This window comes from Rhodococcus sp. 5G237, from assembly GCF_053764735.1.
The window spans coordinates 458,394-472,151 of record NZ_JBSNCD010000005.1 but is presented as its reverse complement, the minus strand read 5'-3'; the positions used below and the strand labels follow the sequence as shown (position 1 = coordinate 472,151).

Genomic DNA, 13,758 nt, shown 5'->3' with positions numbered 1-13,758 from the left:
CGCTTTCGTGGTCTCGATCAGAGGGTGAGGAGCATCCGGGTGTTCCCGAGCGTGTTCGGTTTCACATAGCTCAGGTCCAGGAACTCCGCGACGCCCGTATCGTACGACCGGCACATCTCCGCATAGACCTCGGCCGTCACCGGAGTCCCCTGGATCTCCGCGAAACCGTGCCGCGCAAAGAATTCCACCTCGAAGGTGAGCACGAACAGTCGTTCCAGCTCGAGCTCGCGGGCGACCTCGATGAGGCGCGCGACGATCAGGTGACCGGCGCCGTGGCCCTTGACGGACGGGTCGACGGCCACGGTGCGCACCTCGCCGAGATCCGACCACAGCACGTGCAGGGCCCCGCACCCGACGACCTGTCCGCCGAGTTCGGCCACCCAGAACTCCTGGACGGCCTCGTACAGGGTCACGAGATTCTTCTCGAGCAGGATCCTGCCCGCGTAGATGTCGATGAGCCGCTTGATCTCGGGCACGTCGGAGGTTCGGGCGCGCCGTACGACCATTCGATCGTTCGAGTCGTGGTTCGTCGGCGGTGTCGTCATGCGGTGAACAGTAGCGCGTGCGGCTACCGATATTGTGGGGCACATGAGCACGCCCCGCCAGCATGTCACCGCGTCGGGCGGGAGCGGCGCCGCACCGGGACCGCACGCCGGGAGCCCGCACGATCCGGTGCCGTTGTGGAACATCGCCAACATCCTGACGGTGGGCCGGATCGCGTTGGTACCGGTCTTCCTGGTGCTGCTCTTCGTCGGCGACGGGCACGACACCGCGTGGAGGCTCGCGGCGACCGGAGTCTTCGCGATCGCCGCCATCACCGACCGGATCGACGGTCAACTCGCGCGAAAGCACGGTCTCGTCACCGATTTCGGCAAACTCGCCGATCCCATCGCCGACAAGGCCCTCATCGGTGCCGCGCTCGTCGGGCTGTCGCTGCTCGGCGACCTGTCGTGGTGGGTCACCGGCATCATCGCGGCTCGGGAGCTGGGTATCACTGCCCTGCGGTTCGCTGTGCTCCGGCACGCCGTGATCCCGGCGAGTCGCGGCGGCAAGCTCAAGACCCTGGTGCAGACGCTCGCCATCGGTGTCTACCTGATGCCGCTGCCCGAATCGGTGGAACCGGTGGCGATCGGCCTGATGATCCTGGCGGTCGCACTGACGGTGGTGACGGGACTCGACTATGTGGTCCAGGCGATCCGGCTGCGTTCCGGGGTGCGCCGGAGCGAGAGCGAGACCGCCCGTGCGGGGGACGTTTCGGGGGCGGACGTCTCGGGGGATGCCGCCGCCCGGGACACACCGGGCGACGGCCGCACGGTGGGTGAGGACGCCCGGTAACCACGGGACGGGACGCGCGGGATCCGGCTCGGTGCGGTCGACACCGCTGTGTCGGGACTACTCGGACGTCTGCAACCGCCGTCGGCGTTGTAATGTCTGGACACCGCGGTATCGAGGTCCGATCGATCTGCGGGAACCTCGCAGCGTCGTCGTGCGTTGACGAGGTGTCGGCACGACGGACGAAGGAGGATGGGATGGCGCTGTTGTTGCGTGAGGCACTCGGTGACAGCCTTCGGCGCACCCGTGTTTCGCAGAGCCGCACCCTGCGCGAAGTCTCCAGCAGCGCCCGGGTCAGCCTCGGCTATCTCTCGGAGATCGAGCGCGGCAGGAAGGAGGCCTCGAGCGAACTGCTCGCGGCCATCTGCGATGCACTGGAGGTCCCGCTGTCCGACGTGCTGTTCGACGTGAGCGGTCTGCTGGCGGACGGCCTCGACCGTCGCACGGACATGGAGACCACCGCAGCCGACACGGCACCGGCCGAGCGGTCCGACGACGGCGCCACCGCCGAGCCCGGTTTGCTCGCGCAGGAGCCGCGCATGGTGATCCCTGCACCCGCCGCGCAGGCGCTGGCAGCCGCCTAACATGGATCACGAACCGTGCCGGCCTCGCCGGATACGGTCGTAAGCGACATCGACCGGGGCGTGGTGCGTGCACGGACCCGGCCGGGGCAGGTGGGTCGTCGGGGGTAGCAGCGGACCGGCGATCTTCGAACCGGGGCGCGAGGGCCGCGTACCGGGTCGCGTTCGGCGCGGCGTACCAGATGGAGGCAGGATCACACCCATGGCTAATCCTTTCGTCAAGGGCTGGAAGTACCTGATGGCGCTTTTCAACTCGAAGATCGATGAGAAGGCCGATCCGAAGGTCCAGATTCAGCAGGCGATCGAGGACGCGCAGCGTCAGCATCAGGCACTCTCGCAGCAGGCGGCCTCCGTCATCGGTAACCAGCGTCAGCTCGAGATGAAGCTCAACCGTCAGCTGGACGAGGTCGAGAAGCTCAACGCGAGTGCTCGCCAGGCCGTCATGATGGCCGACCAGGCCACGGCGGCGGGCGATACCGAGAAGGCGATCCAGTACACGAACGCGGCCGAGGCCTTCGCGGCACAGCTCGTCACCGCCGAGCAGTCCGTCGAGGACCTCAAGGTGCTGCACGACCAGTCGCTCCAGGCCGCCGCGCAGGCCAAGAAGGCCGTCGAGCAGAACGCCATGGCGCTGCAGCAGAAGGTCGCCGAGCGCACGAAGCTGCTCAGCCAGCTCGAGCAGGCCAAGATGCAGGAGCGCGTGAGCGAGTCGCTGCGTTCGATGGATTCGACCCTCGCAGCTCCGGGCACCACTCCGAGCCTCGACGCCGTCCGCGAGAAGATCGAGCGTCGCTACGCCAACGCTCTCGGTTCGGCCGAGCTCGCCCAGAACTCGGTGCAGGGCCGCATGCTCGAGGTGCAGCAGGCCACCGTCCAGATGGCCGGTCACAGCCGACTCGAGCAGATCCGGGCGTCGATGAAGGGCGAGGCGCTTCCGGGCACTCCCGCCAACCCTGCCGTCGACACGCGCAAAGAGCCCCCGAACGCTGCCGGTACCACCGGCCGCTGATCCGCACGCCTCGGAACTGATCCGCCGTGAACGCCTCCGGAGACGACCGGACCGGGAACATCCCCGGTTCGGTCGTCTCTGCGTTCCGCGACGCCACCGACAACGCGATGGAGGCCGCGCGCCGCTGGCGCGATCCGGCCGCCCGCTTGCGGCGTAAGAAACGTCGCGCGCGTCGGCGTGCCAGTTTCTTCGGTGCCGGCTCTGGCACCACGGCGATCGGCACCGCGACCCTGGCCGTCGCGTCGGCTCCCGAATGGACGCTCGTCGCGGCCGGGGGAGCGACGGCGGCTCTCGCAGTGCCCGCCGTCCTCGCCGTCCGTACGTTCCGTCGCCTCGATGCCGTGCCGCTGCCCCCACCGCCGCCGCGCCGCCGGCCGCTGCCACCGGCCGGTTCGGTCGCCCGCGCCCCGATGGAACGCCTCGCGGCGAACGAGGAGAGCCTGCGGCGCCTGCTCGGTGTGCTCGTGCGGTCGAACTCCGTGGCCCCCGACGACCTCACCGAGATCGACGACGCGGCCCGCGCAGCCGCATCCGCACTCGATGCCGTCGTCGAGGACGTCGTAGCCCTCGAATCCGCCGCGCAGGGCAGTGCGGCCGCCAAGACCCACCTGTCCGCTGCCATCGTCGACGCGGGCGAGCGTCTCGGGACGGGTGTCGACCAGTTCGAGGAACTCGTCGCCGCTGCAGCACGCCTCGCCGCGACCGCCGAGGGCAACCGGTCGCTGGCGATGCTCGACCAGCGGCGCGCCGAACTGATCGCCACGTCCGACAAGCTCGAGAGCTGGGCGCAGTCCTGGCGCGAGTTGGGGCAGATCGAGCAGCGTTACCGCCCCTGAGGGGCGGAACACCTCCGTCATCGACACCGCGGGCCGAACACGTCGGTCGTCGACACCTCTCAGTCGTCGACACCGCGAGCGGCGAGGGCCTCGCCCATCGCCTCCGCGGTGCGCAGGGCTCCCACCACCACCGGAACCACGAGGGCCCGCAACGAGAATCCGAGACCACGCGCCTTGCGTGCCTCGGTCACGCGGGTGACCACGGTGCCGATCAGCGGGATCGCGCGGACGGTCATCACCAGCACGAGTCCCACCCGGTCGGGATCGACCCCGACGCGCGCGAGGGGACGGGCCGCTCGCACGATCGCGTCGAGCATGTCGGTGGTCCGCGTCGTGAGGGTCACCAGGGCGGCCAGGGCAACCGCCACGAGCAGCGACCCGCAGATCACCACCGCCCGTTCCCACCCCGCGACGAGGACCTGGAACGCTGCGATGATCGCCAGCATCCACGCCAGCGGCCGCAATTGCACAGCGGCCAGACGCGGAGGTATGCGCGCGGCCGCGTACGCGAGCACGGCCAACGCCAGGGCGGGCAGCACCTGCCAGGGCTGCCGGATCCACAGGGTCAGCGCGAGGATCAGTGCTGCGACCGCGAGCAGCTTCGCTCCCGCCGGAAGCCGATGCAGGACGGAGCGTCCGGGATGGTAGAGGCCGAAAGTGTTCACCCGATCAGATTCCGGTAGAACGCGAGCGCGGACGCCGGTTCGTCGTCGGCGACGACCCGCCCCGAGTCGACCACCAGTACACGATCGAAGTCCGCGAGGAGTTCGAGATTGTGGGTCACCGCGATCACCTGCTGCGGCAGGCTCGCGAAAGTGCGCGCGATGAGCTTCGTGTTGCGCAGGTCGAGCAGGGTCGTCGGTTCGTCCGCGACGAGCACCGCCGGGTCGGTCACCATGATCGCGGCGAGCGCGAGCAACTGCTTCTGACCGCCCGAGAGCAGGTGGCTGGGGTGGTCGTGATGCCCCGCGAGCCCGAAGTCGGCGAGGACCTGCCGTACCCGGGCCTCGCGTTCCTCCTTGCCGAGTCCGCTGCGTCGGAGCGAGAAGGCGACGTCCTCGGCGACCGTCGGCATGACGATCTGATGGTCCGGGTCGGTGAAGACGAATCCGACCTTCTTGCGGACCTCCCGGCCCTTGCGCGCCGTGTCGAGGCCGTCGACGGTCACCGAACCGGACGACGGGACGAGCAGACCGTTGATCATGCGCGCCATCGTCGACTTGCCGCTACCGTTCGCGCCGACGATGCCGACGCGTCGTTCGGTGAGGACCACGTCGACCCCGTCGAGGACGGTGCGGTCGCCGTAGGCGTGCCGCACCTCCCGGAATCGGATCTCGCTCATCGACGGTCGGGCGGCGGCGTCAGTGCGCGGGATCCGCAGCGGGGCGGGGCACGATGCGCGGTGCCGCCAGTGCGGGGTAGGCGCGGTGCACCTGGGCGGCGACCGCTGCGGCGACGACCGCCTTGGCGAGATCGCCCGGCAGGAAGGTGACGTTGGCAGCGGCGGCGGCCCACACCGTGAGATCCGTGCGCAGGACCATGCCCGCGATACCGAAGGCGTAGAGAACGACGATGCCACCCAGGACGTTGACGGCCACACCGGGCAACGTGCGGTAGCGCGGCAGCATCTTCATGCTCAGCCAGCCGATCACGGCGACGGCAGGGACCCAGCCGATGAGGAAGCCCACCGTGGGACCGGCCAGCGAGGTGAGGGTCGTGCGCCCGCCGGCGAGTACGGGCAGCGCCAGTCCCAGCACGATCACGGTGAGCACCGACAGGACACCCTTGCGTGCGCCGAGCAGTGCACCCGCGAGCATCACGCCGAGGGTCTGCAACGTGATGGGCACGCCGGACGATCCGATGCTGATCTGACCGGGCAGTCCCAGGGCGATGATCAGGGCGGCGAAGACGGCGATCTGCGCGAGGTCGCGCGCGGGGATACGGCGGGACGTGGACACGATTACTCAGCCTTCCGGTATGGACGGTGAACCCGTAGAGCCTAAGCCGTACCGGCGTGCCGCGGGTCACCGACCCACCTCCGGGTGCCCGTGGGCCACACCCGGGGTGCGTCTCCGGGTGTCCCCTGATCTTTCCCTGATATCTGCGCTGACCTGCTGTTTTTCTCCACTCGAGCTGTCAGGATCGAGGCGTACCGAGCAAACGGAGTCCGGCACGGAAGAGGTCGGCATCGAGGGTGGGAGTACCCAATGTTCTGGAAGATCGTAGGAATCGTCGCGGTGGTGTGGGTCGGTCTCGCCGTCCTCGGCGCCCTGCTCGACAACCTGTTCGGCTTTCTCGTACTCGGCGCCGTGATCTTCGGCGGATACCTGCTGTACAAGGCAGTATCGGGAGGTGACAAGCACGACCTGACACGTCTGTAGGACGAAGGGGGCAGCTGTGGAGGCGGTACCGGAGGACTGGCAGGACGGACTCGTGATCGCCGCGCACCCCGACGACATCGAATACGGTGCCGCCGCGGCCGTGGCCAGATGGACCCGGCAGGGCAAACAGGTGCGCTACGTCCTCGCGACGAGCGGGGAGGCCGGGATCGCCGGGCTCGACCCCGAGGAGTGCGGCCCGCTGCGGGAGGCGGAGGAACGCGAATCCGCGCGGATCGTCGGCGTGGACTCGGTGGAGTTCCTCGGCCACCGCGACGGGCACATCGTCGCCGGCCTCGATCTGCGACGCGACATCGCGGCGAGCATCCGCAGACACCGACCCGAGATGGTGGTGACCGGGAACTTCGGGCTCACCTGGTTCCCCGGCATCCTCAACAGCGCGGACCACCGTGCGGTCGGGCTGGCCGTGTTCGATGCCGTTGCCGACGCTGCCAACGAGTGGATCTTCCCGGAACTCGCGGAGGCCGGTCTCGAAGCCTGGCCCGGGGTGCGGTGGGTGGCGGTCAATACGACGTCTCCGACCCACGGGGTGGACGTCACCGACACCGTCGAGGTGGCGGTCGAGTCGCTCTCGGCGCACCGCCGCTATCTCGAGGCCCTCGACGACAGGAGCGCCGAGGAGCAGGCCCGCGAGCAGGTGGAGCGATCGTCCGCACCGCTGCCGGGCTTTCCGGCCGCTCGGGCCGCCGGATTCGAGCTGTACACCTTCGCGGGATAGGGGACGTCCCACGACGGTGTTGTGACATCTGTCCCGCGTGCGCGGGAGGCCCGATCCCGCGTGCGCGGGATGTGGCAGGCTGTGCGCGTGCGAGTGGCGGTGGTGGCCGGGCCCGATGCGGGTCATGCGATTCCGGCGATCGCGTTGTCGCTGCGGCTCGCGGATGCCGGGCACGACGCGGTCGTCCTCACGGGCGAACGATGGCTCGGCCTCGAGCTGCCCGGTGTGACGTTCGCAGAATTGAAGGGGCTCGCACCCCGGCTCGGGGACGACGACGGCGACGCGGGGGCGAAGATCCACGCCCGTGCCGCCCACATCGCGAACGAGATGCTCCCGGATCTCGGAGCCCTGCTACCCGACCTCGTCGTGGCGGACGTGCTCACCGCCGGCGGAGGGATGGCCGCCGAGCGACTGGGGATCCCGTGGGTCGAGCTCTCGCCGCATCCGTTGTACCTGCCCTCGCGCGGGCTTCCACCGATCGGGAGCGGTCTCGATGTGGGCACGGGTGTGCGGGGCCGGTTGAGGGACGCCGCGTTGCGTGCGATGACCGCGAGATCGTTGCGGCAGGGGGAGCGCGAGCGTTCTGCCGCACGTGTCGGAATCGGTCTGCCGGCGCGCGATCCCGGGCCCCGGGCCCGGCTGATCGCCACCCTGCCGGCACTCGAGGTGCCCCGTCCCGACTGGCCCGGGCACGCGCATGTCGTCGGTCCACTGCTGTGGGAACCCACCGCGGAGATCCTCGATCCGCCGCCGGGTGACGGACCTGTCGTGATGGTCGCGCCGTCGACCGCGGTCACCGGCGTGACCGGGATGGTCGAGACGGTCTGCGACGCACTCGACGGGGCCGGGATGCGGGTCGCCGCGACGATGCTCGACCCCCCGCAGCAGTCGCTCCCGAGCTGGGCCGTCTCGGGTCGCGGCCGGCAGGACGTCCTGCTCCGGCAGGCCGATGTCGTCGTGTGCGGGGGTGGGCACGGGATGCTCGCCAAGACGCTGAGTGCGGGGGTTCCGGCGGTGATCGTGCCCGGGGGTGGCGACCAGTGGGAGCTGGCGAACCGCGCCGCACGGCAGGGGAGTGCGGTGGTGGTGCGTCCGCTCGACGCGGCTGCGGTCCGCTCCGCGATCGACACCGTGCTGTCGTCCCCGGACTTCGCCGCAGCGGCTCGTGCGGCCGCCGACGGTGCCGGCGACGTGGAGGATCCGGTCGCGGTGTGCGAGGCCGCAGCGGACTGACTGTCGCGGCGCAGCACGCGCGACTACCGTGGTCGGGGTGCGGTTGACGGAGTTCTACGAGGTGGTCCGGGACGAGTTCGGACAGATGCACGGCGATGCCCTGCTGCGCGATCACGTGCTGCTCTCGCTCGGTGGACGGACGGCGGCCGAGGCGATCGAGGCGGGACAGGAGCCCCGGGAGGTGTGGCGCGCGCTCTGCGACGAGTTCGACGTCCCGCCCGTACGGCGGTAGTCACGGGACCGGCCGGGAGTGTCACGCGCCGAATCGATTTTCTGTCCGACGGGGATGCGACCATTCTTCGCGTACACGAAGCGACCGGCTTTCGAACACGTGTTCGGCTATGCTGGGAACGCCGGGTGGGTTGTCCACAGGTGGTGATTCCATCCACAGATACGGCGTTTCCGCGGTCGCGACAGCGAACTTGTCGGTGCCGGGTTCTAACGTCGTCGACAACAAGGACGAGATTCTATTAAGGGGACCAAGATGGCAGCACAGGCTCACGACCGCGAGAAGGCGCTCGAGCTCGCCCTCGCGCAGATCGACAAGAGCTTCGGTAAGGGCTCGGTGATGCGCCTGGGCGAGGACGTCCGTCCGCCCATCGCAGTCATTCCCACCGGGTCGATCGCACTCGACGTGGCTCTCGGTATCGGCGGCCTGCCGCGCGGGCGCGTCATCGAGATCTACGGCCCGGAATCCTCGGGTAAGACGACGGTGGCCCTCCACGCCGTCGCCAACGCGCAGGCCGCCGGCGGCATCGCGGCGTTCATCGACGCCGAGCACGCCCTCGATCCGGACTACGCGCGCAAGCTCGGTGTCGACACCGACGCCCTGCTCGTGTCCCAGCCCGACACCGGGGAGCAGGCCCTCGAGATCGCCGACATGCTCATCCGCTCGGGTGCGCTCGACATCATCGTCATCGACTCGGTCGCGGCGCTCGTGCCCCGCGCCGAGATCGAGGGCGAGATGGGCGACAGCCACGTCGGTCTCCAGGCCCGCCTGATGAGCCAGGCACTGCGCAAGATGACCGGTGCGCTCAACAACTCCGGCACCACCGCGATCTTCATCAACCAGCTGCGCGAGAAGATCGGCGTGATGTTCGGCTCGCCCGAGACCACCACGGGCGGTAAGGCGCTGAAGTTCTACGCCTCCGTGCGTCTGGACGTGCGCCGGATCGAGACGCTCAAGGACGGCGGCGACGCGGTGGGCAACCGCACCCGCGTGAAGGTCGTCAAGAACAAGGTCTCGCCTCCGTTCAAGCAGGCCGAGTTCGACATCCTGTACGGCCAGGGCATCTCGAAGGAGGGCTCGCTCATCGACATGGGTGTCGATCAGGGCTTCATCCGTAAGTCCGGCTCCTGGTACACCTACGAGGGCGACCAGCTGGGGCAGGGCAAGGAGAACGCCCGCAAGTTCCTGCTCGAGAACACCGATGTGCGCGACGAGATCGAGAAGAAGATCAAGGAGAAGCTCGGCATCGGTGCCGTTCTCACCGATCCGAGTGATGTCGAGGAGCCGGTCGACTTCTAGTCACCGCCCAGACCGCACGGGGCACGGACGCACGTCGTCCGTGCCCCGTGGCGTATCTGCACCCGGCCGCGCTGTCGGTGGGTCCGGCTACTGTGCGCGTCATGGACGACCCCGAGGAACAACGGCCCGACGCACGGCGCGAACGACGCGGACGGCGGCGCTCGGCTCGCACCGAGCAGGAACTGCCCGGCGGTGGCACCGAAGCGCAGGCCAAGGACGTCTGTCTCCGTCTGCTGACCGATCGGGCACGCAGCCGATCCGAGCTCGCGACGAAGCTCGAGCAGAAGGGATTCGCACCCGACGTCGCCGAACGTGCCCTCGACCGTCTCACCGAGGTCGGGTTGATCGACGACGCGGATTTCGCCAACCAGTGGGCACGTTCACGGCATCTGCACGCGGGGAAGGGTAGGCGCGCAATCGCACTCGAACTGCGCCGCAAGGGAATCGACGCCGACGACGCGGCGGCTGCCCTCGAACAGATCGACACCGCCGACGAACGGGAACGAGCGGTCGAACTGGTCCGCAAGAAGCTCCGCACCCAGCCGCCGCATCCCACCGAAGGGGATCGGCGCGAGATCGCGGCCGAACGCGACAAGTTGGTACGGCGACTGGTCGGAATGCTGGCCCGGCGCGGTTACGCGCAGGGGATGGCGTTCGACGTCGTGCGGGAGGAACTCGCGACCTTCGGTGCCGACGCGAGCGACCTCCCGCACGACTGAAACATTACGTCCGGACCTCGACGGTCGGGCGCACTACTTGCGTCCCTCCCCGGTCATGTCCAGGCCGGGCACCGACATCGTGGGCATCGTCTGCGGCTCCTCGGCCGGCACGGCACCCTTCTTGCGTTTTCCGGATCGCAGGCGCTTCTCGAGCCAGATCGCGAACTGCGTCAGCGCGCTGTTGAGGATGATCATGATCGCCGCGACCACCAGCAGCGACGGCAGGTAGTTCTGGAAGAACGCGCCGAGCTGCTGTCCGGAACGCACCACTTCGACATAGCCGATGAGGTAGCCGAGCGCGGAGTCCTTGAGCGCGATCACCATCTGCGACACGATCGCCGGGAGCATGACCGTCACGGCCTGCGGCAGCAGGATCAGCCGCATGAGCTGGTTCTTCCGCATGCCGATGGCGTAGGCGGCCTCGCTCTGGCCGCGCGGGAGCGACCTGATGCCCGCTCGCACGATCTCCGCGATGACCGATCCGTTGTACAGGGTCAGGCCGGTGATGACCGCAGCGAGCGCGAGGTACTCGGACTTGAAGACTCGGTACTCGGCGAACACCTGGTAGGCGAAGATCATCAGGATCAGCACCGGGACGGCGCGGAACAACTCGACGATCGTGCCGGCGATCCCGCGGACCCATCGGTGATCGGACAGACGGGCGATGCCGAGCACCGTGCCGAGGACCAGTGCCAGCACGATCGACGCGACGGCCGCGATGATCGTGCCGCGGATGCCGGGCAGCAGATAGGTGGTCCAGCTGGACGATTCGATGAACGGCTCCCACTTGGCGGCCGTCAGCTGCCCGTTGGCGTCGAGCGCGCGGTAGACGATCCAACCGACGAGGACGAGGAGTGCGACCACGACCACCGACAGGATCCGGTAGAGCGCCTTGGCGCGGGGCCCGGGTGCGTCGTAGAGAACGGTTCCGTGTGCACTCATCGGGCGACCTCGTATCGCTTGCTGAGCCGGCCGAAGAGCAGGCCGGTGGGAAGGGTGAGGATGACGAACCCGAGCGCGAAGATGCCACCGACGACGAAGATGGCCGCTTCGTTCTCGATCATCGTCTTCATCAGCAGCGAGGCCTCGGACACGCCGATGACGGAGGCGATCGTCGAGTTCTTGGTCAACGCGATGAGCACCGAACCGAGCGGGGCGATGACCGCGCGGAACGCCTGGGGGAGGACGATCAGGCGCAGATTCTGGCTGAAGGTCAGACCCAGCGAGCGGCCGGCCTCCGACTGTCCGAGCGAGACCGTGTTGATGCCCGAGCGGAGCGACTCACACACGAAGGCCGCCGTGTAGACGCTCAGACCGAGCACGGCGAGCCGGAAGTTGTTGTCCACCAGGAAGGTCGGCGACGACTCGGATGCCAGCTTGATGCCGAGCGTCTGGGACAGACCGAACAGACAGAAGATGATGATCAGGGTCAGCGGGGTGTTACGGAAGATCGTCACGTAGGCGGCGCCGACGGCACGCGCCACGGGGATGGGAGACACGCGCATCGCAGCAAGGATCGTTCCGAGGATCAGAGCGCCGATCGCCGAGATGACGGTCAACTGGATCGTGGTCCAGAACGCGTCGAGTAGCTGACTGCTGTACTTGCTCAACAGATCCACAGGTCACTCCGGGATCGAGGGGACGGGGTGGGTGTCCGGAACGGTCCGGCCGGTCCGTGAGATCTCACGGACCGGCCGCACCGGCCGACAGGACGGGACTGGCCCGTGCTCGGTAGAGATCGACACTCAGTAGCGATCGACCTCGGGCTGCTCGGGCAGCTCGTAACCCGAGGCGCCGACCGTCTCCTGGAATGCGGCCTCCCACGCACCGCTGGCGATCATCTCCTCGATCGCGTCGTTGATCGCGTTGCGCGACTCGTCGTCACCCTTGGCGAGACCGATGCCGTAGCGCTCGGTGGTGAACGGCTCACCGACGACCTTGAAGTCGCCCGGGCTCTGCGCGGCGTAACCGGCGAGGATGATGTCGTCGGTGGTCACCGCGTCGACCGCGCCGTTGCGCAGCGCCTCGACACACAGCGAGTAGGTGTCGAACTCCTGGAGCTGGACGTCCTGCGCGTAATTGTCCTTCACGTTCTGGGCCGGGGTCGAACCCGCCACCGAGCACAGGCGCTTGCCGCCGTTGAGCGAGTCGGGTCCGGTGATCTCGGTGTCGTCCGCGCGCACGAGGAGCGACTGGCCCGCGATGAAGTACGGACCGGCGAAGTCCACCTTCTCCTTGCGGGAATCGGTGATCGAGTAGGTCGCGACGATGTAGTCGACCTCACCGTTCTGGATGAGGGTCTCGCGCTGAGCGGACGGAGCTTCCTTGAACTCGATGTTCTCCTCCGAGACACCGAGCTGACCGGCGACATACTTGGCGACCTCGACGTCGAACCCGCTGAACGAACCGTCCGGGTTGCGCAGGCCCAGGCCCGGCTGGTCGAACTTGATACCGACCGTCAGGGTGCCGTTCTCCGCGGACTGCGAGACACTGCGCGTCTCGTCGCCACCGCACGCCGTAGCGACCACTGCCACGGCGACGGCGCCGATGCCCAGGCGGATGGAGCGGGACAATTTCATCGAATACCTCCGGTGCGGTTCGGAACTACGTCCGACGGGCCGGGCGGCCCGTCGGATGCGGGAATCAGGTCAGTGACTGAGGATCTTGCCGAGGAAGTCCTTGGCGCGATCGGATTTCGGTGCGGTGAAGAAGGTCTCGGGATCGGTGTCCTCGACGATGCGACCGTCGGCCATGAACAGAACGCGGTCGCCGGCCTTGCGGGCGAATCCCATCTCGTGCGTGACCACGACCATCGTCATGCCCTCCTTCGCGAGGGAGGTCATCACGTCGAGGACCTCCTGGACCATCTCGGGGTCGAGGGCGGAGGTGGGCTCGTCGAACAGCATGACCTTGGGGTTCATCGCGAGCGCGCGTGCGATCGCCACGCGCTGCTGCTGGCCGCCCGACAGCTGCGCCGGGTACTTGTCGGCCTGGTTGGCGATCCCGACGCGGTCGAGCAGCGCCATCGCCGACTCGCGGGCCTGTTCCTTCTTGATCTTGCGCACCTTCGAGGGGCCGAGCATGACGTTCTGGAGGATCGTCTTGTGGGCGAAGAGGTTGAACGACTGGAACACCATGCCGACGTCCGCGCGCAGGCGGGCCAACGCCCGGCCCTCCTCCGGCAGCAGGGTGCCGTCGACGTGGATCTCGCCCGTGTCGATCGGTTCGAGCCGGTTGATGGTGCGGCAGAGGGTCGATTTCCCCGAACCGGACGGGCCGACGACGATGACGACCTGCCCTCGTGGGATCTCAAGGTTGATGTCCTGCAATACGTGCAGGGATCCGAAGTGCTTGTTCACCCCGTTCATGGAGATCATGGACGAGCTGGTGTCCGACTTCTCGG

18 protein-coding genes are annotated in these 13,758 nt (G+C 68.3%); 10 read left to right on the top strand and 8 right to left on the bottom strand.

Going from position 1 to position 13,758, the window contains the following annotated elements:
* Positions 1–17 precede the first annotated feature (17 nt).
* Positions 18–545 carry an amino-acid N-acetyltransferase gene (locus ACWPOC_RS14525; protein ID WP_225623775.1) on the bottom strand — a complete coding sequence of 176 codons (528 nt, stop codon included), beginning with the start codon at positions 543–545 and terminating at the stop codon, positions 18–20.
* A 43-nt stretch (positions 546–588) separates the two neighbouring features.
* On the opposite strand from ACWPOC_RS14525, the gene pgsA reads away from it, so the two are divergent.
* From pgsA to pspM, 4 genes are all read left to right on the top strand, one after another.
* Entirely contained in the window at positions 589–1,335 is a 747-nt protein-coding gene (pgsA, locus tag ACWPOC_RS14520; RefSeq protein ID WP_120282315.1) for a CDP-diacylglycerol--glycerol-3-phosphate 3-phosphatidyltransferase, read from the top strand.
* A 194-nt stretch (positions 1,336–1,529) separates the two neighbouring features.
* A complete protein-coding gene (locus ACWPOC_RS14515) occupies positions 1,530–1,916 on the top strand; it encodes a helix-turn-helix domain-containing protein (RefSeq protein ID WP_006551282.1) in 387 nt (128 codons plus the stop codon).
* 199 nt (positions 1,917–2,115) lie between these two features.
* On the top strand, positions 2,116–2,922 hold the full coding sequence (pspA, locus tag ACWPOC_RS14510) for a phage shock protein PspA (protein ID WP_006551283.1): 807 nt from the start codon (positions 2,116–2,118) through the stop codon (positions 2,920–2,922).
* 26 nt (positions 2,923–2,948) lie between these two features.
* Entirely contained in the window at positions 2,949–3,758 is an 810-nt protein-coding gene (gene pspM / locus ACWPOC_RS14505) for a phage shock envelope stress response protein PspM (protein WP_120282316.1), read from the top strand.
* A 59-nt stretch (positions 3,759–3,817) separates the two neighbouring features.
* On the opposite strand, the gene ACWPOC_RS14500 is transcribed toward pspM, so the two are convergent.
* Genes ACWPOC_RS14500 through ACWPOC_RS14490 form a run of 3 tightly spaced genes read right to left on the bottom strand, consistent with a single transcriptional unit; the run spans position 3,818 to position 5,716 of the window.
* Positions 3,818–4,423: a CbiQ family ECF transporter T component gene (locus ACWPOC_RS14500; RefSeq protein ID WP_120282317.1), complete on the bottom strand. Its 606-nt coding sequence runs from the start codon at positions 4,421–4,423 to the stop codon at positions 3,818–3,820.
* Positions 4,420–5,100 (bottom strand): energy-coupling factor ABC transporter ATP-binding protein, encoded by a 681-nt coding sequence (locus ACWPOC_RS14495; protein ID WP_024100681.1) that lies wholly within the window; start codon positions 5,098–5,100, stop codon positions 4,420–4,422. Before ACWPOC_RS14495 ends, ACWPOC_RS14500 begins: the two co-directional genes overlap by 4 nt.
* 19 nt (positions 5,101–5,119) lie before the next feature.
* Positions 5,120–5,716, bottom strand: a complete 597-nt coding sequence (locus ACWPOC_RS14490) for a biotin transporter BioY (RefSeq protein ID WP_120282318.1) — start codon at positions 5,714–5,716, stop codon at positions 5,120–5,122.
* A 249-nt stretch (positions 5,717–5,965) separates the two neighbouring features.
* Between ACWPOC_RS14490 and ACWPOC_RS14485 the strand changes: the two genes are divergently transcribed.
* The 6 genes from ACWPOC_RS14485 (at position 5,966) to recX (ending at position 10,355) form a co-directional block, all read left to right on the top strand.
* Entirely contained in the window at positions 5,966–6,139 is a 174-nt protein-coding gene (locus ACWPOC_RS14485) for a hypothetical protein (RefSeq protein ID WP_006551287.1), read from the top strand.
* 16 nt (positions 6,140–6,155) lie between these two features.
* Entirely contained in the window at positions 6,156–6,875 is a 720-nt protein-coding gene (locus ACWPOC_RS14480; protein WP_455408887.1) for a PIG-L deacetylase family protein, read from the top strand.
* An 87-nt stretch (positions 6,876–6,962) separates the two neighbouring features.
* Entirely contained in the window at positions 6,963–8,108 is a 1,146-nt protein-coding gene (locus ACWPOC_RS14475) for a glycosyltransferase (RefSeq protein ID WP_183070806.1), read from the top strand.
* Positions 8,109–8,145: 37 nt separating this feature from the next.
* Complete coding sequence (locus tag ACWPOC_RS14470) at positions 8,146–8,340, top strand: DUF3046 domain-containing protein (protein ID WP_006551291.1); 195 nt, start codon at positions 8,146–8,148, stop codon at positions 8,338–8,340.
* Between the two features lie 252 nt (positions 8,341–8,592).
* Positions 8,593–9,636, top strand: a complete 1,044-nt coding sequence (recA, locus tag ACWPOC_RS14465; RefSeq protein WP_059381245.1) for a recombinase RecA — start codon at positions 8,593–8,595, stop codon at positions 9,634–9,636.
* A gap of 101 nt (positions 9,637–9,737) precedes the next feature.
* On the top strand, positions 9,738–10,355 hold the full coding sequence (gene recX, locus ACWPOC_RS14460; protein ID WP_455408886.1) for a recombination regulator RecX: 618 nt from the start codon (positions 9,738–9,740) through the stop codon (positions 10,353–10,355).
* A gap of 33 nt (positions 10,356–10,388) precedes the next feature.
* Here recX and ACWPOC_RS14455 read toward each other — a convergent pair whose 3' ends face one another.
* The 4 genes from ACWPOC_RS14455 to gluA form a co-directional block, all read right to left on the bottom strand.
* Positions 10,389–11,297 carry an amino acid ABC transporter permease gene (locus tag ACWPOC_RS14455; protein ID WP_455408885.1) on the bottom strand — a complete coding sequence of 303 codons (909 nt, stop codon included), beginning with the start codon at positions 11,295–11,297 and terminating at the stop codon, positions 10,389–10,391.
* Positions 11,294–11,974: an amino acid ABC transporter permease gene (locus ACWPOC_RS14450; RefSeq protein WP_006551296.1), complete on the bottom strand. Its 681-nt coding sequence runs from the start codon at positions 11,972–11,974 to the stop codon at positions 11,294–11,296. The genes ACWPOC_RS14455 and ACWPOC_RS14450 overlap by 4 nt, the downstream gene beginning before the upstream one ends.
* A 126-nt stretch (positions 11,975–12,100) precedes the next feature.
* Positions 12,101–12,934, bottom strand: coding sequence for a glutamate ABC transporter substrate-binding protein (locus ACWPOC_RS14445; RefSeq protein ID WP_120282322.1), 834 nt, complete (start codon positions 12,932–12,934; stop codon positions 12,101–12,103).
* 69 nt (positions 12,935–13,003) lie between these two features.
* Positions 13,004–13,732, bottom strand: coding sequence for a glutamate ABC transporter ATP-binding protein GluA (gene gluA / locus ACWPOC_RS14440; protein ID WP_172414951.1), 729 nt, complete (start codon positions 13,730–13,732; stop codon positions 13,004–13,006).
* Positions 13,733–13,758: the final 26 nt, after the last annotated feature.

Coding starts and splice junctions, on each gene's coding strand:
- ACWPOC_RS14525 (WP_225623775.1), bottom strand. CDS start 545: ATGACGACACCGCCGACGAACCACGACTCGAACGATCGAATGGTCGTA.
- pgsA (WP_120282315.1), top strand. CDS start 589: ATGAGCACGCCCCGCCAGCATGTCACCGCGTCGGGCGGGAGCGGCGCC.
- ACWPOC_RS14515 (WP_006551282.1), top strand. CDS start 1,530: ATGGCGCTGTTGTTGCGTGAGGCACTCGGTGACAGCCTTCGGCGCACC.
- pspA (WP_006551283.1), top strand. CDS start 2,116: ATGGCTAATCCTTTCGTCAAGGGCTGGAAGTACCTGATGGCGCTTTTC.
- ACWPOC_RS14495 (WP_024100681.1), bottom strand. CDS start 5,100: ATGAGCGAGATCCGATTCCGGGAGGTGCGGCACGCCTACGGCGACCGC.
- ACWPOC_RS14485 (WP_006551287.1), top strand. CDS start 5,966: ATGTTCTGGAAGATCGTAGGAATCGTCGCGGTGGTGTGGGTCGGTCTC.
- recA (WP_059381245.1), top strand. CDS start 8,593: ATGGCAGCACAGGCTCACGACCGCGAGAAGGCGCTCGAGCTCGCCCTC.
- recX (WP_455408886.1), top strand. CDS start 9,738: ATGGACGACCCCGAGGAACAACGGCCCGACGCACGGCGCGAACGACGC.
- ACWPOC_RS14455 (WP_455408885.1), bottom strand. CDS start 11,297: ATGAGTGCACACGGAACCGTTCTCTACGACGCACCCGGGCCCCGCGCC.
- ACWPOC_RS14445 (WP_120282322.1), bottom strand. CDS start 12,934: ATGAAATTGTCCCGCTCCATCCGCCTGGGCATCGGCGCCGTCGCCGTG.
- gluA (WP_172414951.1), bottom strand. CDS start 13,732: ATGATCTCCATGAACGGGGTGAACAAGCACTTCGGATCCCTGCACGTA.